Raw genomic sequence first — 18957 nt, forward strand, 5'->3', positions numbered from 1 at the left:
ACGCCAATTTCCCGATTGCCGCAGCGGGGCGGGCGCGTGCCAATAAATTCTGGCTTTTGGCCCCCGATTGCCTTATAGCAGCGCCAGCCGGAACCTCGGGCTTTGCGGCCCGGGTCCTGCATGAACACGGCCCCTCCTGGACGACATCCCGGCTGGGGCGACCAACATCCTCATGTTTTGAAAGGATATGCCCGATGTCGATTACTGCTGAACGCAAGACCCAGCTCATTCAGGAATACGCCACCAAGGCCAATGATACCGGTTCGCCGGAGGTTCAGGTTGCGATCCTGTCCGAGCGTATCTCGAACCTGACCGAGCACTTCAAGGGCCACAACAAGGATAACCATTCCCGTCGTGGTCTGCTCAAGCTGGTTTCGACCCGTCGCTCGCTGCTCGACTATCTCAAGCGGATCGACGAGAACCGTTACAAGACGCTGATCGAGAAGCTCGGCCTGCGTCGCTAAGAACGAGTGACCGGCGCGGGAGAGGCCTTCCGCGCCGGTTTGCCCTTTTTGCGGGGCATGCCGGATGAGTGCATCTGGCGCCATAGGCCGGCGCCGCCGGGGCATGGCAGGATTATCGGCTTCTTCCGCCGTTGGAGAAGCTCATTGTCTTGTCCATGTTCTGTCCGCGCCAGAGATGAAACCGTGCCTGATTTTGAGCTGGTGGCGCACATGGGGTGCGACATTGGTGCGGGCACACCGGCAGCGTTCGTGGGATCTTGCCTAGTCCCGCGTTCCCGCGCTCCGGCAGAATGGAAAGACGAAACAGAAATGTCGATCAATTTTGATCACCACAAGGTCGAGCTCAACTGGGGCGGACAGCCGCTGACGCTCGAAACCGGCAAGATGGCCCGCCAGGCCGATGGCGCTGTGTTCGCCACGCTGGGCGAAACCGTCGTGCTCGCCACTGTTGTCAGCGCCAAGTCGCCCAAGCCGGGCATCGACTTCTTCCCGCTGACCGTGAACTACCAGGAAAAATACTTTGCCGCTGGCAAGATCCCGGGCGGCTATTTCAAGCGCGAAGGCCGGCCGACCGAAAACGAGACGCTGACCAGCCGCCTCATCGACCGCCCGATCCGCCCGCTCTTCCCCGCCGGCTACAAGCACGAGACACAGGTGGTCATCACCGTGTTGCAGCACGACCTGGAAAACAATCCGGACGTGCTGGCCATGGTCGCGGCTTCGGCGGCGCTGACCATTTCGGGCGTGCCCTTCATGGGTCCGATCGGCGCGGCGCGCGTCGGTTATGTCGATGGCGAATATGTGCTCAACCTGCCCGTTGATCGCCGCTCGGACTCAAAGCTCGACCTGGTCATGGCCGGCACTGCCGACGCCGTGCTGATGGTTGAATCGGAAGCGCACGAGCTTTCCGAGGAAGTGATGCTGGGCGCCGTGATGTTTGGCCATGCCGAGAGCCGCAAGGTGATCGACGCCATTATCCAGCTGGCCGAGCTGGCGGCCAAGGACGCGCGCGATTTCGAGCCCGAAGATCATTCGGCGCTGGAAACCGAAATGCTCGGCTTCATCGAGGCCGAACTGCGCGACGCCTACAAGCTCACCAAGAAGGAAGAGCGCTACGCGGCCGTTGACGCCGCCAAGGCCAAGGTCAAAGAAAAGTACGCCGCCCAGATCGAAGACGGCACCTATGCCGCCGAGACCATTGGCGCGGTGTTCAAGTCGCTGCAGGCCAAGGTCGTGCGCTGGAACGTGCTGGACACCGGCCTGCGCATTGATGGTCGCGACCTGACCACGGTTCGTCCGATCGTTTCGGAAGTGGGCGTGCTGCCGCGCACCCATGGATCTGCGGTCTTTACTCGTGGCGAAACGCAGGCGCTGGTGGTTGCCACGCTGGGCACCGCCGATGACGAACAGTTCATCGACAGCCTTGAGGGCACCTACAAGCAGAACTTCCTGCTGCACTACAACTTCCCGCCCTACTCGGTCGGTGAAGCTGGCCGCATGGGTTCGCCCGGTCGCCGCGAGATCGGTCACGGCAAACTGGCGTGGCGTGCGATCAACCCGATCCGTCCCTCGATCGAAGAGTTCCCCTATACGCTGCGCGTGGTTTCGGAAATCACCGAATCCAATGGCTCGTCCTCGATGGCGACCGTATGCGGCACCTCGCTGGCGCTGATGGATGCCGGCGTGCCGATGAAGCGTCCGGTGGCCGGTATTGCCATGGGCCTGATCCTGGAAGGCGAGAAATACGCCGTGCTCAGCGATATCCTGGGTGACGAAGATCACCTGGGCGACATGGACTTCAAGGTGGCTGGCACCGAAGAAGGCGTCACCTCGCTGCAGATGGACATCAAGATCGCCGGTATCACCGAAGAGATCATGAAGATCGCCCTAGCCCAGGCCAAGGACGGCCGCATCCACATCCTGGGTGAAATGGCCAAGGCCCTGGCCGAGAGCCGTGGTGAAGTTGGCGAGTTTGCCCCGCGCATCGAGACCCTCAAGATCCCGACTGACAAGATCCGCGAAGTGATCGGCACTGGCGGCAAGGTGATCCGCGAGATCGTGGAAAAGACCGGCGCCAAGATCAACATCGAAGACGACGGCACCGTGAAGGTTTCGTCCTCGGACGGGTCGCAGATCGGAGCCGCCATCAAGTGGATCAAGTCGATCACCGATGAGCCCGAAGTCAACGCCATCTATCAGGGTACGGTCGTCAAGACCGCCGATTTCGGCGCCTTCGTGAACTTCTTCGGCGCCAAGGACGGCCTGGTGCACATCTCCCAGCTGGCCGACCAGCGCGTGGCCAAGACCACCGATGTGGTCAAGGAAGGCGACAAGGTCTGGGTCAAGCTGCTCGGCTTTGACGAGCGCGGCAAGGTGCGGCTGTCGATGAAGGTCGTCGACCAGGAAACCGGCAAGGAAATTGCCAAGGAAGACGCGGCCGAGTAGGCCGCGCCATCCAGCAAGCGAGAATTGAGAAGGCCGGGCATCTCGCCCGGCCTTTTCTTTTGACCCAGCGTCGGCGTGGCATTCCTGCAACATCAGCGGTCCCATCACATTGAGGCGAGGAACTGCCGCTTTCGCGCCACGTTAAGGCCATCAAGCGATACTCATAAGCGTGACGCGCATCACGTCCGCTTCTCCCCGTGTGCCCCGAGGTTGTTGTTTTGATTTCCCGCCGCCTGTTTCTGCTTGGCCTTTCGGCCACCGCCCTTTCGGCCTGTTCCACCACCCGCCAGCCCGTGGTGCAGGAACCGGTGATCGATCCCTATTATCAACGCATGTATGGCCCGGTCGCCGGCGAGCCCTATATGGTCGCCGGCATGGATCTGCGCCGCGTCGACCCCAAGTGGTGGCGCCAGGAAGTGCCCTATTACACCTCCGAACGGCCCGGCACGCTGGTGGTGGATACCCCGGCGCATTACCTCTATCTCGTGCTCGAGAACAACCGTGCCCTGCGCTACGGCATCGGCGTGGGCAAGGACGAGGCCCTGGTATTCCGCGGCGAGGCCACGATTGGCCGCAAGGCGCAATGGCCGCGCTGGACGCCGACCAAGTCCATGATCGCCCGCGAGCCGGAGCGCTACGGCCCCTATGCCAATGGCATGGAGCCGGGCCCGGATAACCCGCTGGGCCCACGCGCGCTCTATCTCTACAAAAATGGCCGCGACACCCTGTTCCGCATCCACGGTACCACCGAACCCTATACCATCGGCACCAATGTCTCCTCGGGCTGCATTCGCCTGATGAACCAGGACATCATTGATCTCTACGCCCGCGTGCCGGTTGGCGCGCGTGTGACCGTGATCAACGCGCCAGCGGGTAGCCAGGTGGCGACGCCAGGCTTCGCGCCGGTGGTCGGATAAGGTTTTCCACCAACCTCCGGGTTGGTTGCAGAAATTGCCGGCGGCGGACCCCCACCGTAGTCACCCGCTTCCGGCAACACCAAGGCCCGCTCTCCAGCAATGGAGGCGGGTCTTTTGTTTGTTGGCAACCTTCGTCTGCCCAGGATTAGGGCGGTATCAGCGGGCTAAATGCACGCGCTGAACGCCGCGCATACGAAAATGGCCCAGGCCCAGAGCGCGACCAGCCAAACAATTGGGAAGCCGATAGGAAGAGTGAGCCAAAGCAGCTTCGCATGCTTGGCTCCGGCAGCAACGGCCATGAGAACCAACAGCAACCAGATCAGGTGCAGGATGGCGACCATCAGCGAGCGCCAATCCAGTGGCCAGGACCACGACACGGCCAACAGCCCCATCATGAGCAATTGGAGAAGGCACACTATCGTGATGGCAATGGCGAAAGGAGCTAATGAAGTGCGAGTCATTGGCGCCAATTATCATCCAGGGTGCTGATCGAACATTCGACACCATTCATTTTGCCTGCAAACACGCAGTGTTGCGACGAAAAATCCATCGAAATCGTCAGGTAGCCTTTTTGCCGGGGCCGATCAAAGACATGACATTCGCCGCCACATTTCTGCGCCCGCAAGCCGTTCTTGCTCATCGAATGAAAGGCCGACCACAATGGTGGGGCTGCACCAGAACGATCCGAAGCCGCCCTTGGAGTAGATGGCGTCAAACTCGTCCAAATGGCCGTACCAACCAGCAAGCGAGTCGTCATATCCAGCCTGACGAAACAGTTCATCCATAGCTGGTCTGCTTCCGCCAAGGGGCAGGATCTGAGGGATAAGACCCACCCTATTTCGACAATCCAGGGTTTTCGAGCAAGGCGTTACAAAGTGCTCGATGGCAAACTGATCAATTGGACCCGCGTTAGGCAGCGGTTTGAAGGCGTCCCACAGAACGAAGAGCAGTGCCGCGACGATGGGGATGGAAATTGGAACAAGAAACAAGAAGGGCCTCCAGGATTGCTCCCGGAGGCCCTTTCGGTGACTCTTGGCACTATCTGCCACTTACAGCGAGCGCTGCACGGTCTCGACGCGGAAGCATTCGATGACGTCGCCCTGGCGGATGTCTTCGTAGTTCTCGAAGGCCATGCCGCATTCCTGGCCGGTCTGGACGTCCTTGACCTCGTCCTTGAAGCGCTTGAGCGTCTTGAGCTTGCCTTCGTGGATGACCACGTCGTCGCGCAGCAGACGCACGCCGGCGCCGCGCTCCACGATGCCTTCGGTGACCTGACAGCCGGCGACCTTACCGACCTTGGTGATCTGGAAGACTTCCAGGATCTTGGCGTAACCGATGAAGGTTTCGCGGCGTTCCGGAGCGAGCAGGCCGCTCATGGCATTCTTCACGTCATCTACCAGGTCATAGATGATGTTGTAGTAGCGGATTTCGATGCCGTCGCGGGTCGCCAGTTCCTGGGCCTGCTTGTTGGCACGGACGTTGAAACCGATGACGATGGCATTGGACGCAGCGGCCAAGGTCACGTCACTTTCAGTGATACCGCCGACACCGCTCATCAGGATCTGGGCCGAGACTTCATCGGTCGAGAGCTTGTTGAGCGAGGCATTGATGGCTTCCACCGAGCCCTGCACGTCACCCTTGATGATCAGCGGGAACTTGGAGATACCGGCGATCTTGAGCTGGTTCATCATCTGCTCAAGGCTTGTTGCACCGCCGCCAGCAGTCTTTTCGCGGATGGCACGCTGGCGGTACTCGGTCACTTCACGAGCACGGGCTTCGCTCTCCACGACCGAGAAGCGGTCGCCGGCGCTCGGCACGCCCGAAAAGCCCAGCACTTCCACCGGCACGGACGGACCGGCTTCCTTGACCTGCTCGCCCTTGTCGTTGATCAGCGCGCGGACGCGGGCCATTTCGGTGCCGGCCACGACAATGTCGCCAACCTTGAGCATGCCACGCTGGATCAGCACAGTCGCCACGGCACCGCGGCCGCGATCGAGCTTGGCTTCGATAACCAGGCCTTCAGCGCGTCCATCATGGGGCGCCTTGAGCTCGAGCACTTCGGTCTGCAGCAAGATGGTTTCGAGCAGCTTGTCGAGACCCTCGCCGGACTTGGCCGACACTTCCACGTCGAGCACATCGCCGCCCATGGATTCAACGAACACTTCGTGCTGCAGCAGTTCGGTGCGGACCCGCTGCGGATTGGCTTCGGGCTTATCCATCTTGTTGATGGCCACGATGATCGGAACCTCGGCCGCCTTGGCGTGCTTGATGGACTCGATGGTCTGGGGCATGACGCCGTCATCGGCCGCCACCACCAGCACCGCGATATCGGTCGCCTGAGCGCCGCGGGCGCGCATGGCGGTGAACGCCTCGTGGCCCGGGGTGTCGAGGAAGGTGATTTTGTTGCCGTTTTTCTCGACCTGATAGGCGCCGATATGCTGGGTAATGCCGCCGGCCTCGCCCGAAACCACATTGGCTTCGCGAATGGCATCAAGCAGGCTGGTCTTGCCGTGGTCGACGTGGCCCATAATGGTCACGACCGGCGCCCGGTCCGCCAGATCTTCTGCCTTGTCGTCGGAGGGCAGATCGAACAGGCCTTCTTCGACATCGGCTTCGGACACGCGCTTGACCGTATGGCCCAGCTCGGTGGCGATCAGTTCGGCGGTATCGGCATCGATCACATCGGTGATCTTGGCCATTTCACCCTGCTGCATCAGCATCTTGATGACGGTGACGGAGCGTTCGGCCATGCGGTTGGCGAGTTCGCCAACGGTTATGGCCTCGGGGATGATGACCTCGCGGCTGAGCTTGGGCGCATCCTGCTGGTTGCGGCCCATCTTCTTGTCGCGGCGACGACGCATCGCGGCCAAGGAGGGACCGCGATCGCGATCGTTCTCGGTGGTGGCACTGGAAACGGTCAGGCGGCCACGCGAAGAATTGTCGCCAGCGCCGCGGCGCGATGGACGCTCTGGCTGGGCGCGCGAAGCGCGGCGGGCATTCTCGATTTCAGCCTGGGTCGTCGGACGCTGCTGGGGTGCACCGGACCGGGTGCGACGGCCATCAGCTTCGCTGGGCGGCGCCGGCGGCACATTGCCGATGGGGGCCATGCCAGCGCCTGACGGGCGGGCACCGCCGGGGCGGCCAGCGCCAGCACCGGCTGGACGGCGTTCGCCAGCGGGACGCGCACCCCGTTCGCCTTCGACCGGGCGGCCGGTGGGACGTTCGGCGCGCTGCGGACGCGGCGGCTGACCGGGACGGCCGGCAACGGTACGGACCGCGGAAGGACCCGGATTGCGCTGGCTGGCCGGCACGAATTCCTCGCGCGGCTGCTCGGGCTCGGGACGGGCGGCTGCGGCAGCTTCCTCGGCCCGGCGGGCCTCCTCGGCCTGACGGCGTTCTTCTTCAGCGCGCGCGGCTTCCTCGCGGATCTGCCGGCGGCGATTGTCTTCCTCGATGCGGCGCGCTTCTTCGGCAGCGAAGCGCTCCTTGTCCTCAGCCTGGCGGGCACCGGCCATTGCCAGCGCCTGGCGGCGGGCCTCGGCCTCAGCGGCGCTCAGGCCCAGAGGTGCGCGGTTCTGCTGCTGCATCGGCCGGCCCTGCGGACGGCCACCCTGGCCCGGGCGACCAGATGGGGGGCCGGATCGACCACCACCCTGGGGGGCACCGCCGGCGGGCTTGGGCACCACGCGGGTGCGTTTTTCCACGACCACGGTCGAGCGCGATGGCCCACGCGACGTCCCGCCGGGGCGATTGCCCAGCCCGGCGCCGCCCTTGAGGGTCAGTGTCTTCTTGGCGCCAGTGTCGTCGGAACGCTTGTCGTCGTTATCAGCCATACTACCTATCGTCTTTCGTCCTGTTCCGCGGGCAAAAGCACACCGGACGACGCGATGCGGTCGGTGTGTTCTTCCAGCGCTGGGGCGATGTAGCGGGCCAGTCTATTGGCCTTGTCCACCGCCGATTGGGCTGCCGCCCCTCTTGTGAGGGCAGCATGTATCACATTTTCGAGCCCAAGTGCCAAACCCATTTGCACACTTGAGAGCGATTCGAAATGCGGCACGTCCGGACCGGTCATTCCGGCCTCGCGCTTCGCATGGTTGAGGGCCCGAAGGGTCCCCAGCATCTTGTTGCGGCCATCCTCGGCGGCATCGCTGGCAGTCAGCAGCGCAATCGCTTCACCCGATTGCAAAACGCCCTTGACCTTGGTGGCACCGGTGACGAACTGGCCGGCCTTGCGGGCCATGCCCAGAGCCGAAAGCAATCGCTGTTCAAGCCGCAACCGGGTCAGGTCTGCCAGATCGTCGGCCACGCTGACCTGCGCCTTGAGACTACGCGAGAAGGCCTTTTTCCGGACCGCTTCGGCCACCGCCGCATGCGACAGCGTGATCCAGACCCCGCGCCCTTCGGCGCGCGCCTCGACATCGGGCACAACTACCCCGTCGGGGCTGACCACAAAACGCACCAGCGCCTCGACCGGCATTTCTGCCCGGGTCAAGGCACAGGTTCTAACCATTTCTGCGCTCCGGGCCAAGGCCGGGTGCTCCCAAAGGGGCGGTCGTTAGACCGCCGCCTCCTCGGAATAACCTTCACCGTCATCTTCGACAGCGAGGTCTTCTTCGGTGATCCAGCCAGCCTTGACGCGGGCCTGCATGATCATGTCCTCGGCTTCCTCCCGGGACACGGGGAAGTCCTTGAAGGAGCCTTCAAAGCGCTTGGTTTCACCATCCTTGCGTTCGGTCCAGCCGATCAGGTCATCAGCGGCGCAGCCGGCGAAGTCCTCGATCGTCTTGATCTCTTCCTGACCCAAGGCCACCAGCATGGCAGCATTGAGACCGGCGATCTCATAAAGTTCATCCTCGACACCCAGCGCCTTGCGCTCGGCATCGAATTTCGCCTCGATCTCGGCCAGATATTCGGCCGCGCGATTCTGGATCTCGGAGGCGGTTTCCTCGTCAAACCCTTCAATCGAGGCAATTTCGTCAGGCTCGATATAGGCCAGTTCCTCAACCGAGGAGAAACCCTCGGAAGCCAGTAGTTGGGCAACCATCTCGTCAACGTCAAGGGCCTGCATGAACAGGGTCGAGCGCTCGGTGAATTCCTTCTGGCGCCGTTCGCTTTCTTCCTGCTCGGTCAGGATGTCGATATCCCAGCCGATGAGCTGGGAGGCCAGACGCACATTCTGGCCGCGACGGCCGATTGCCAGCGAGAGCTGCTCGTCGGGCACCACGACCTCGATGCGCTCGGCCTGTTCGTCCAGCACCACCTTGGCCACTTCGGCCGGCTGCAGCGCGGATACCACGAGGTCGGCAATCGAGTCGGTCCAGGGGATAATGTCGATCTTTTCGCCCTGCAGTTCGGCGACAACCGCCTGCACGCGGGAGCCACGCATACCAACGCAAGCGCCGACCGGGTCGATCGAACTGTCATTGGAGGTCACGGCAATCTTGGCGCGCGAACCCGGGTCACGGGCAATCGAGCGGATGGTGATGACACCATCATAGATCTCCGGCACTTCCTGCATGAACAGCTTGGCCATGAACTGGGGATGGGTGCGCGAAAGGAAAATCTGCGGGCCGCGCTGTTCGCGGCGCACGTCGTAGATATAGGCGCGGACGCGGTCGCCATAGCGGAACATTTCGCGCGGGATCAATTCATCGCGACGAATGATCGCTTCACCGCGACCCAGGTCGACGATCACATTGCCGTATTCGACGCGCTTGACCGACCCATTGACCACTTCGCCGACACGATTGGTATATTCCTCGAACATGCGGTCGCGCTCGGCGTCGCGCACCTTCTGCACGATGACCTGCTTGGCGGACTGCGCGGCAATGCGCCCGAATTCCATGGGCGGGAGCGGCTCGGTGAGGAAGTCGCCAACCTTGGCGGTCGGGTTCTTGACCTGAGCAAATTTGAGCGTGACCTGGCGGGAAGGCTCCTCGACCTCGTCGACGATCTCAAGCAGGCGCCACATGCGGGTTTCGCCCGAGCGCGGATTGATCTCGACCTTGATTTCGGTCTCAGCGCCATAGCGGCCCTTGGCGGCCTTTTCCATGGCATCCTGCATCGCCTCGATCACCACCATGCGGTCGATGGATTTTTCGCGGGCGACCGCATCGGCAATCTGCAACAGCTCAAGGCGATTCGCGCTAACGGCCATGTCAGTTCTTCTCCTCGGAGACTTCTTCAGTGTCGGCGTACTCGACCGTTTCGGTCTCGTCGTCGTCGATGGGGTGCAGCTCCTGGTCGGCGCGGGCCATTTCCATGAGCTTGTCGGTCATCACCAGCTTGGCTTCGGCGATGGTCGAAAACAGCAGTTTATGGTTCGGGTCGGTACCGCCCGGGGCATCGGGCAGGATGATGATGACGCCTTCATCATCGACCGGACCGATCTCGCCGCGAAAGCGCTTGCGTCCATTGATCATGTCCGCCAGCTCGACCTTGGCTTCGTGGCCAATAAAGCGCTCATAATCGCGCTTACGCACCAATGGCCGGTCGATACCGGGCGAGGACACTTCGAGGTGATACTCGCGATCGATCGGGTCTTCAACGTCAAGCACCGGCGAGAGGTCCTTGGAGAGCGCCTCGCAGTCATTGATGTTGAAGCGACCGTTTTCGTCCTCAGCCATGATCTGCAGGGTGCAGCCGTTTTCCGGGGTAATCTTCACCCGAACCAGCGCAAAGCCCAGATCATTGGCTACCGGCTCGACAATACGGGAGACACGGGCTTCCAGGCCCGTTTCCTTGATGTAGCGCTTTTCGGTCAGATCGAAAGCCAATTGGGTATCGTCCAGTCTGGGCGGCCGTGCGTGCAAGGCGCACACCGCCCGCAGATAAACAAAAAGAGCGGGGGCCGGTCAGGGCACCCACCCTCCTACAGAGAGCAATGATGTTGGCCCTCCTATAGACCTCAACAAGCCGAAAGGCAAGGCGCGGAGAGCATTACTTCTCCCAGGTGACATTGCCCACATCGGCGCCAGCATCCTCGAGCAGTCCGCGCAGATCCTTGACCATGGGGTTCGGGCCGCAGAGATAGAAGTTCTGGTCGAGGTCAGGGACGTGATCTTTGAGGAAACCAGCATCGATCCGCTCCTGCAGGAGGGATGATTTGGGGTCGTCGGTCAGCGTCCAGAGCACTTCCAAGCCGTCCATGGCTTCGAACTCGTCGCGCAGGATGATGTCCTGTTCGGTGCGATGGGAGGCAATCAAACGATTGCCGGCAAGTTTTCCGGTGGCATCGAGATGCCGCAGGATGGCGATGAAGGGGGTGACACCGGCACCGCCGGCAATGAACGTGCCCGGCCCCTTGTATTGAATTGTGCCCCAGACGTCGCGCAGAATCAGGTGATCCCCTGTTCCCAATGACCAGAGTTCATTAGTCACGCCGGTATGGTCGAAATAGCTCTTGATGGTGAACTCGAGCGTGTCGGCATCGGGTAGACAGGTGAAGGTGAAGGGGCGCTTCTTGTCCCGCCAATCGTCGCGGTCGATGCTGACTTCGGTCGCCTGGCCGGGGGTGAAATCATACCCTTTTGGCCGTTCAAGCCGATAATGCCGGACATTGTGGGTGACGGGAATGGTCTCGAGAATGCGGACGCTGGTTTCCATTTTCGGGTCTCCTTTCACTTCTCAATCGCCCGAAGCGCCAGGGGGTTGCAGAAGGAAGCATCAGGGTGGGCACCCGGTTTCCTCAAGGATACCGGGTTTCCTTGAAAGTCCTTGATTTCTTTGTGCAAACCGTCGGATGGCAGGCGGCAAATTCAAGTGCAAAAAACCTGCAATCGGCTGCTTGTGGAGGCGGCGGACGGTGCGCATTTCCTGTTCGTTCACAACAGAAAGGATCATCCTCCCATGATCAAGAACAGTGTCATCGCCCTCGTTACCGCCGCCGCACTTGTATCGGGCGCTGCCCTGCCGGCCATGGCCGCTGCCGCGCCGGTCGCGGCTGCCGAAGAGAACGACTTCGATTCGGATTATGTGCTCGCCCAGTTGCAGGATCAGGGTGTCAACGCCACCGCCGTTGAAGAATGGGGCTCTTATGTCCGCGCCTATGTGGTGGGTGCCGATGGCAATGAAACCATGCAGTTCTTCCACCCCGTAACCCTGAGCCCGGCCAATATCTGACCGCGCTCAGCGCCCGGCGCCGCCAAGCTCTGGCGGCGCCCGTAGGCCGCGGCCTTTAAAGGGATGCGCGGCCGTCGGCGGCGTCGAACAGGCGCCGCGCCCGTTCCACCGCAACTCGATTGCGCAGGGCGAAGCGCTTGAAATCATCGGCCAAGTGCAGCAATTCGCGCCCGAGATCGGTGAGGTCGTATTCCACCCGCGGCGGAATGGTCGCATAGGCCTTGCGGGTAACGAAGCCGTCGCGCTCAAGCTCGCGCAGGGTGACGCTGAGCGATTTTTGCGGCACCCCGCCCATATTGCGGCGCAGCTCATTGAACCGCATCGTCCCCTCGCGCAGTTGCGCGATCACCACCAGGGTCCACTTGCCCGGCCGCACGACCAGCAGGTCCGCCTCGGTTGTGGCGGGGTCTTGGGGATCGGACATGGCTCAACTCCGTGACGCTTGCCCACCCGATATGGGTTTTGAAGCGCCAAGGTCCAGAGCCAGCTGGCGATAAAGCCGGCCAGACCTGGCGTTCGGTTAGACCGCCTGGCGCGGGAAGCTGAAATAGAAGGAGAGCATGCGCCCCTCGCGCCGGGCCTTTTTTTCGTATCGCGTCGGCTGCCAACCGGGATAGGGCGTGTGCCAGCTTCCCGGGGCCTGGGGGGCGAAGGTGAACAGGGGCTGGCGCAGGATATGGGCCAGGGTCCAGTTGGCGTAGTCTTCGATATCGGTGGCGAAATTGAAGACGCCACCAGGCCGGATCACTCGCGCCAGTTGTTCGAGCGTGGTGGGCGAGACAAACCGGCGCTTGTGGTGGCGGGTCTTGGGCCATGGATCGGGATAAAGCAGATAGACCTCATCGACCGAGGCCTCAGGCAGGGCCATCAGCAATTTGAGTGCGTCATCGGTATAGAGCCGCACATTTTTGAGGCCATTGGCATCGATGGCCTGCACCATCTTGCCAATCCCGCCGGTGAAGACCTCACAGCCGATAAATCCGGTTCCGGGTTGTTCGGCAGCCTTGCGGGCCAGATGCTCGCCCCCACCATAACCGATCTCGATAACGTTCCGCTCGGCATCGGGAAACAGGGCGCGTGGATCGAGCTGTCCAGCGAGCTCGATTTCAAAACGGGGCAGAATCTCGGCGACCTGCGTCTTTTGCCCGCCATGCAGCTTCTTGCCTGAGCGGCGGCCAAAAAAGGCACGTGGTTCGCCGGAGCGGGTCTTGGGCAGTTCGTGATCGGTCATCGGGGCTCAGAGAAACGAGAAAAGGCCTCTTTCCCGCTTTTGCGGAAAAGAGACCCGAGGTCAACGTTGTTGGACAATCAGGCGACGGCCGCCTTGAGGGCCTTGACCAGATCGGTTTTCTCCCAGGAGAAGCTGCCGTCGCGGCCGGCCTTACGGCCGAAATGGCCGTAGGCGGCGGTCTTGGCGTAGATGGGCTTGTTGAGATCGAGATGGGTGCGGATGCCGCGCGGGGTCAGGTCCATCACCTCGGCCAGCGCCTTTTCCAGCACCGCCTCGTCCACCTTGCCGGTGCCGTGCAGGTCGACATAGATCGAGAGCGGCTTGGCCACGCCGATGGCATAGGAGAGCTGGATCGTGGCGCGATCGGCCAGGCCCGCAGCCACCACGTTCTTGGCGAGGTAGCGCGCGGCATAGGCCGCGGAGCGATCGACCTTGGTGGGGTCCTTGCCCGAGAAAGCGCCGCCCCCATGGGGAGCAGCGCCACCATAGGTGTCGACAATGATCTTGCGCCCGGTGAGGCCGGCGTCGCCATCGGGTCCGCCGACGACGAACTTGCCGGTGGGATTGACGTGCCAGACCGTCTCGTCGCTGATCCAGCCTTCGGGCAGGGCGGCGCGGACAATCGGATCGACGATGTTGCGCACGTCTTCGGAGGTCAAGGTCTCGTCCAGATGCTGGGTGGACAGCACGATCTGGGTGACGCCGACCGGCTTGCCGTCGCGATACTGCACCGTGACCTGGCTCTTGGCGTCAGGGCCGAGCTTGCCGGCGGGCCCATGATTGGCCTTGCGGGCCTCGGTCAGCGAAGACAGGATCTTGTGCGCATAATAGATCGGGGCGGGCAGCAATTCGGGGGTTTCGCGCGCGGCATAGCCAAACATGATGCCCTGATCGCCGGCGCCGACATCCTTGTTGCCCGCTTCGTCCACGCCAACGGCGATGTCGGCAGACTGGCCATGGAGCAGCACATCGATGCGGCAGGTTTTCCAGTGAAAGCCGGACTGTTCGTAGCCGATGGCCCGTATGGCCTTGCGGGCGGCCGACTTGAAGCGGGAGGGATTGACCACAGGGGCGCCCGAGGCGTCGGTGACGATCTGGCCGTCCTTGCCCTTTTTCAGCAGGGTTTCTGGGACGCGCACTTCCCCGGCAATGACCACGCGGTTGGTGGTCGCCAGAGTTTCACAGGCGATGCGGACCTGGGAGGGGTCCATGCCGGCCTTCTTGGCCTCCTTGAACACCAGATCGACGATTTCGTCGGAAATACGGTCGCACACCTTGTCGGGATGCCCCTCGGAAACGGATTCCGAGGTAAAAAGATAGTCAGAACGGGCCACGTTAAACCTCTTTGCAAGTGGCGAGGGCGCACGCGGAAGTGCGCGTGCCCGGACATGATCCCGGACACTTTCACCCCTGTTATGCGCAGGTTCGTCGTCACAAAGCAATAGTGATATAAAGAAAGCTTTATATCGGAACGCTGTCCGGAGGAACAATTCTTCCCCGGGTACGGCGCGCCGCCCCTCGGATGCCTTTTCTTGGCCACCGCTCTGTGCCAAGGAAGGACCGGTTACAGACAAGCGGACGACATCATGGCCATCAGAGTGCATCGCGGCGATTTGCCTAATCTTTCCAATTATGGCCGCGAGGTTGCGATCGATACCGAGACCATGGGGCTCAATCCCCATCGCGACCGGCTTTGCGTGGTACAGCTCTCGCCGGGCGATGGCAGCGCCGATGTGGTGCAGATTCCCCAGGATGCGAACGAAGCGCCGAACCTGGTCAAGCTGTTGTCCGACCCTGGCGTGACCAAGATCTTCCATTACGCCCGTTTCGACGTGGCCGTGCTGCAGAACCGCTTCGGGGTAGTGACCGGGCCGGTCTATTGCACCAAGATCGCCTCCAAACTGGTGCGCACCTATACCGACCGGCATGGGCTGAAGGATCTGGTGCGCGAATTGTTGAGCGTGGATCTATCCAAGCAGCAGCAAAGCTCGGACTGGGGCGGAGAAAAACTGAGCGACGCGCAGCTCGATTACGCTGCCTCCGATGTACTCTATCTGCACGATCTGAAACGGCACCTGGATCGCATGCTGGCGCGCGAAGGCCGCACCGAGATCGCCAAATCCTGCTTCGACTTCCTGCCCACGCGCTGTGCCCTGGATCTGCTGGGCTGGGAAGAAACCGACATTTTCGCCCATAGCTGAAGCCGGATCGGGAGCCATGCCTGCCGCCACCGCGCCGCGCCGGATGTATGATCGCCTGGGACGGCGCAACCGCATCGTGGCAATCCTGCGCCTGGGCGTGCCGCTTTTGGGCAGCGTGGTGCTGGCCGGGCTGCTGGTGCAGATCTATGTCTCGAGTTTCACCGGCCGGTTCAATATCGAGCAGATCAGCGTGACCCCCGATGCGGTGGTCATCGATGCGCCCGAATATGTGGGCACGCTGACCGACGGATCGTCCTATCGGGTCTGGGCGGAAACGGCACGGGCCCGGGTGGAGCAGAGCAATCTGGTCGATCTGAGCAATGCCATGCTGGTTTTGAACCGGATCGATGGGGTGCAATTGACCATGGAAGCCGAAGAGGCCCAGCTCGATACGGCCGCGCAACTCACCATGGTGCCGGGCGAGGCTGATGTCGCTGACAGCACGGGAACCACCGGCACGCTTAACGATTCAGTGTTTGACTGGGGCGAGCAACTCCTGACCAGCCGGGGCGCCGTTGCCATCGACTATTCGGATGGCTCGACCATAAGAGCCGACGGCCTGGTCTATGATGCGAGCACCATTGTCTGGACTTTCACCGGGTCGACCGTCACCCTGCCCTCGACGCCCGGCGAGGCCGATACCGGAGCCGGTGGAGAATGAACGCCATGAAGCGGGCCCGCCTGATTGCCCTGACGACCCTGCTGCTACTGACGTCGCCGGCGTTGGCGCAGAACCGCGTTGAAATCACCGCTGATCAGACGGTGATGAATGACAGCGCCCGCGAGGTGATCTTTACCGGCGAGGTGATCGTGATCCATCCCAATGTGACGGTCTGGGCACCCAAGGTGGTGGCCACTTATGGCGAGGGCGGCACCACCGATATCAAGACCTTCGTGGCCACGGGTGGAAATGTGCGGCTCAAGACCGACGAACAGGACGCCACGGGCGAACATGCCGTCTATACGCCGGGCGACCAATTGCTGCGCCTGACCGGCAATGTGGTGGTCAACAATGCCAGCGGCACGGTCAATGCCACCGAGCTGGTGGTGAACCTGGCCACCAATGTGTCGACCTTTACCAGCAGCGGTGGCGGGCGCGTGACCGGGGTGTTCACCTCGCAATGAGTGAGCCCTCCCGCCCCCGCATTGACCAGACCGGCTGGCTGGTGGCGCATGGCCTGGCCAAGAGCTTTGGCAAGCGCGAAGTGGTGCGCGAGGTTTCGCTGGCCGTGCGCAGGGGAGAAGCGGTGGGTCTGCTTGGGCCCAACGGAGCCGGCAAAACCACTGTCTTCACCATGATCATGGGCCTGGTCAAACCCAATGCGGGCAAGATTCTGCTCGACGGGCTGGACATTACCCGGCTGCCGCTGTTTCAGCGCGGCCAGCTGGGGATCGGCTATCTACCCCAGGAACCCTCGATCTTTCGTGGCCTGACCGTGACCGGCAATATCATGGCGGTGCTGGAAAACACGGTGCGCGACAAGGCCGAGCGCAAGCGCCGGCTGGACGCGCTGCTCGACGAGTTTTCCATCACCCACATCGCCAAGTCCAATGCGCTGGCGCTGTCCGGCGGCGAACGGCGGCGGGTGGAGATTGCCCGGGCGCTGGCCGCCGACCCGGGTTTCATGCTGCTCGACGAGCCGTTTGCCGGGGTCGACCCGATCGCGGTTGCCGAAGTCAAAGGGCTGGTGCGGCAACTGACCCAGCGCGGCATTGGCGTGTTGATCACCGACCATGCGGTGCGCGAAACGCTGGGACTGGTCGACCGGGCCTATCTCATTCACGGTGGCAAGGTGATGATCCAGGGCAAGCCGGAGACCATTTCCGCCGACCCGGAGGCCCGCCGCGTCTATCTGGGCGAGAGTTTTTCGATTTAGATTTGGGCCGAGCCTCGTGTTGGAGGCATCTGGCACGAAACTTGCCGAGATGACAGATTTGAGTCATGGTCCGGCCCGGAAGCAGCCGCGAGCGGCTGAAGAATGTTTTGCACGCAAGGGCCCGTAACGCATGGCGCTTTCGCCACGGCTGGAGTTTCGTCAGTCTCAAAGCCTGACCCTGACGCCACAATTGATGCAGTCGATCCGGCTGCTGCAGCTCAGCCATCTCGAACTCAATGACTTCGTCGATACCGAACTTTTGCGCAATCCGATCCTGGAGCGCGAAGAGGGCGGAGATGATGCCGAGCCGGCCGAGGCGCCGGAAAAGCGCACCGAGATGAGCGCCTATGAAGACACAGTGGCCCAGGGCGACCGCATCAAGGATGCCGACCAGATCGCCGAAGGCTATGACACCTCAGTGGACAATGTGTTTCCCGATGCCGGCCAGGAAGTTGGCCGGATGGCAGGGCCGGACCGCAATGGCAGTTTCGAGGGTCGCGAAGCGCCCGATCTCGACCAATATGTGGCCAGCCGACCGCGCCTGTCCGATCATCTCGAAGCGCAGGCAAATATGGTGTTGCGCACGGCGGCCGACCGGCTGATTGCCCGGCATCTGATCGACGGGATCAATGAGGCCGGCTATCTGGTGGTCGAGCTGGACGCCATTGCCGACTTGCTGGGGGCCGAGCTGGCCGATGTGGAAGCGGTGCTCGAGGCGCTGCAAGGGTGCGATCCGGCGGGAATATTTGCCCGCGACGTTGCCGAATGTCTGTCGATCCAGCTGCGCGAACGCGATCGGCTCGACCCGATCATGCAAAAGCTGATCGACAACCTGCCCCTCTTGGCCGAGCACAATATGGCGGCCCTGCTCAAGGCAGTGGGCTGCGATCGTGAAGACCTTGCCGACATGCTGGCCGAGATCAGGCTGCTCGACCCCCGGCCGGGATTGGCCTTTGACAGCGGGCCAGTCGAGACTGTGGTACCCGACGTCTTCGTGCGTCCGGGACCCGATGGTGGCTGGCAGATCGAGCTCAATAGCGAGGTGTTGCCGCGCGTGCTGGTCAACCGGGTCTATTATGCGACGGTGTCGAAAAAGACGCGAGATGCGGCCGAAAAGACCTTTCTGGCCGATTGCCTGAGTACGGCCAACTGGCTGACCAAGAGCCTGGACCAGCGCGCCCAGACCATCACCAGGGTGGCGGCGGAGATCGTGCGCCAGCAGGATGGATTTTTGACCCATGGTGTGGCGCATCTCAAACCCATGACGCTCAAAATGGTGGCCGAAACCATCGACATGCATGAGTCCACAGTCAGCCGCGTGACCTCAAACAAATATATGGCCACGCCGCGCGGCCTGTATGAAATGAAGTATTTCTTCACCACGGCCATCGCCTCGTCGACGGGCGGGGGTGACCATTCGGCGGAGGCGGTGCGCCACCGCATCAGGCAACTCATCGATGCCGAACCGGCCAGCGCCATTCTCTCGGACGATACGATTGCCGAAATGCTGCGCAAGGAACAGGGGATCGATGTGGCGCGCCGCACGGTCGCCAAATATCGCGAGGGAATGAACATTCCCTCCTCGGTGATCCGGCGCCGGCAGAAAAAGGAACTGGCGCGCATCGCCTGATTGGCGCGTCAAATCACTCGAGCGGAACGGTAAGTGGCAGGTTGATGGCTGTCACGCCTTTTGTTGCCAAA

The 18957-nt window shown here is 62.1% G+C and carries 19 protein-coding genes; 9 read left to right on the forward strand and 10 right to left on the reverse strand.

Translation table 11 applies throughout. The features are described from left to right. Nucleotides 1-116 precede the first annotated feature (116 nt). The 3 genes from rpsO (at nt 117) to GGR20_RS09335 (ending at nt 3826) form a co-directional block, all read left to right on the forward strand. Nucleotides 117-464 (forward strand): 30S ribosomal protein S15, encoded by a 348-nt coding sequence (gene rpsO / locus GGR20_RS09325; protein WP_246349538.1) that lies wholly within the window; start codon nt 117-119, stop codon nt 462-464. Between the two features lie 309 nt (nt 465-773). Beyond that, the gene (pnp, locus tag GGR20_RS09330; protein WP_183310983.1) at nt 774-2909 is read left to right on the forward strand and encodes a polyribonucleotide nucleotidyltransferase; all 2136 of its coding nucleotides are present in this window, start codon (nt 774-776) and stop codon (nt 2907-2909) included. Nucleotides 2910-3127: 218 nt separating this feature from the next. Continuing rightward, entirely contained in the window at nt 3128-3826 is a 699-nt protein-coding gene (locus GGR20_RS09335) for a L,D-transpeptidase (RefSeq protein ID WP_183310984.1), read from the forward strand. A gap of 164 nt (nt 3827-3990) precedes the next feature. Here the strand turns inward: GGR20_RS09335 and GGR20_RS09340 are convergent, their stop codons facing one another. The 7 genes from GGR20_RS09340 to GGR20_RS09370 all read right to left on the reverse strand — a co-directional run bounded on the left by GGR20_RS09340 (nt 3991) and on the right by GGR20_RS09370 (nt 11431). Next, nucleotides 3991-4287: a hypothetical protein gene (locus tag GGR20_RS09340; protein ID WP_183310985.1), complete on the reverse strand. Its 297-nt coding sequence runs from the start codon at nt 4285-4287 to the stop codon at nt 3991-3993. A gap of 123 nt (nt 4288-4410) precedes the next feature. Continuing rightward, nucleotides 4411-4815 carry a hypothetical protein gene (locus GGR20_RS09345; protein WP_183310986.1) on the reverse strand — a complete coding sequence of 135 codons (405 nt, stop codon included), beginning with the start codon at nt 4813-4815 and terminating at the stop codon, nt 4411-4413. 60 nt (nt 4816-4875) lie between these two features. Continuing rightward, on the reverse strand, nt 4876-7659 hold the full coding sequence (gene infB / locus GGR20_RS09350; RefSeq protein WP_183310987.1) for a translation initiation factor IF-2: 2784 nt from the start codon (nt 7657-7659) through the stop codon (nt 4876-4878). 5 nt (nt 7660-7664) lie between these two features. After that, a complete protein-coding gene (locus GGR20_RS09355) occupies nt 7665-8336 on the reverse strand; it encodes an RNA-binding protein (protein WP_183310988.1) in 672 nt (223 codons plus the stop codon). Nucleotides 8337-8381: 45 nt separating this feature from the next. Continuing rightward, nucleotides 8382-9983, reverse strand: coding sequence for a transcription termination factor NusA (gene nusA / locus GGR20_RS09360; protein WP_183310989.1), 1602 nt, complete (start codon nt 9981-9983; stop codon nt 8382-8384). A 1-nt stretch (nt 9984) separates the two neighbouring features. Beyond that, on the reverse strand, nt 9985-10602 hold the full coding sequence (gene rimP, locus GGR20_RS09365) for a ribosome maturation factor RimP (protein WP_246349519.1): 618 nt from the start codon (nt 10600-10602) through the stop codon (nt 9985-9987). A gap of 163 nt (nt 10603-10765) precedes the next feature. Next, complete coding sequence (locus GGR20_RS09370; protein ID WP_183310990.1) at nt 10766-11431, reverse strand: ferredoxin reductase domain-containing protein; 666 nt, start codon at nt 11429-11431, stop codon at nt 10766-10768. A gap of 243 nt (nt 11432-11674) precedes the next feature. Between GGR20_RS09370 and GGR20_RS09375 the strand changes: the two genes are divergently transcribed. Further along, nucleotides 11675-11947: a hypothetical protein gene (locus GGR20_RS09375; RefSeq protein ID WP_183310991.1), complete on the forward strand. Its 273-nt coding sequence runs from the start codon at nt 11675-11677 to the stop codon at nt 11945-11947. Between the two features lie 55 nt (nt 11948-12002). Here the strand turns inward: GGR20_RS09375 and GGR20_RS09380 are convergent, their stop codons facing one another. The 3 genes from GGR20_RS09380 to metK all read right to left on the reverse strand — a co-directional run bounded on the left by GGR20_RS09380 (nt 12003) and on the right by metK (nt 14512). Then, nucleotides 12003-12371, reverse strand: a complete 369-nt coding sequence (locus GGR20_RS09380) for a winged helix-turn-helix transcriptional regulator (protein WP_183310992.1) — start codon at nt 12369-12371, stop codon at nt 12003-12005. A gap of 96 nt (nt 12372-12467) precedes the next feature. Next, nucleotides 12468-13178, reverse strand: a complete 711-nt coding sequence (gene trmB / locus GGR20_RS09385) for a tRNA (guanosine(46)-N7)-methyltransferase TrmB (protein ID WP_183310993.1) — start codon at nt 13176-13178, stop codon at nt 12468-12470. A 77-nt stretch (nt 13179-13255) separates the two neighbouring features. Further along, complete coding sequence (gene metK, locus GGR20_RS09390; protein ID WP_183310994.1) at nt 13256-14512, reverse strand: methionine adenosyltransferase; 1257 nt, start codon at nt 14510-14512, stop codon at nt 13256-13258. Nucleotides 14513-14764: 252 nt separating this feature from the next. On the opposite strand from metK, the gene GGR20_RS09395 reads away from it, so the two are divergent. The 5 genes from GGR20_RS09395 (at nt 14765) to rpoN (ending at nt 18886) form a co-directional block, all read left to right on the forward strand. Next, nucleotides 14765-15379 (forward strand): ribonuclease D, encoded by a 615-nt coding sequence (locus tag GGR20_RS09395; RefSeq protein ID WP_183310995.1) that lies wholly within the window; start codon nt 14765-14767, stop codon nt 15377-15379. A 16-nt stretch (nt 15380-15395) separates the two neighbouring features. Further along, nucleotides 15396-16040 (forward strand): hypothetical protein, encoded by a 645-nt coding sequence (locus GGR20_RS09400; protein ID WP_183310996.1) that lies wholly within the window; start codon nt 15396-15398, stop codon nt 16038-16040. Nucleotides 16041-16045: 5 nt separating this feature from the next. Further along, nucleotides 16046-16504, forward strand: coding sequence for an LptA/OstA family protein (locus GGR20_RS09405; RefSeq protein ID WP_183310997.1), 459 nt, complete (start codon nt 16046-16048; stop codon nt 16502-16504). Then, nucleotides 16501-17256 (forward strand): LPS export ABC transporter ATP-binding protein, encoded by a 756-nt coding sequence (gene lptB / locus GGR20_RS09410; RefSeq protein ID WP_183310998.1) that lies wholly within the window; start codon nt 16501-16503, stop codon nt 17254-17256. Before GGR20_RS09405 ends, lptB begins: the two co-directional genes overlap by 4 nt. Before the next feature lie 130 nt (nt 17257-17386). Beyond that, nucleotides 17387-18886 carry an RNA polymerase factor sigma-54 gene (rpoN, locus tag GGR20_RS09415; RefSeq protein ID WP_183310999.1) on the forward strand — a complete coding sequence of 500 codons (1500 nt, stop codon included), beginning with the start codon at nt 17387-17389 and terminating at the stop codon, nt 18884-18886. Nucleotides 18887-18957 lie beyond the last annotated feature (71 nt).

Origin of the sequence: Devosia subaequoris, assembly GCF_014197055.1 — a bacterium.
GTDB lineage: Bacteria > Pseudomonadota > Alphaproteobacteria > Rhizobiales > Devosiaceae > Devosia > Devosia subaequoris.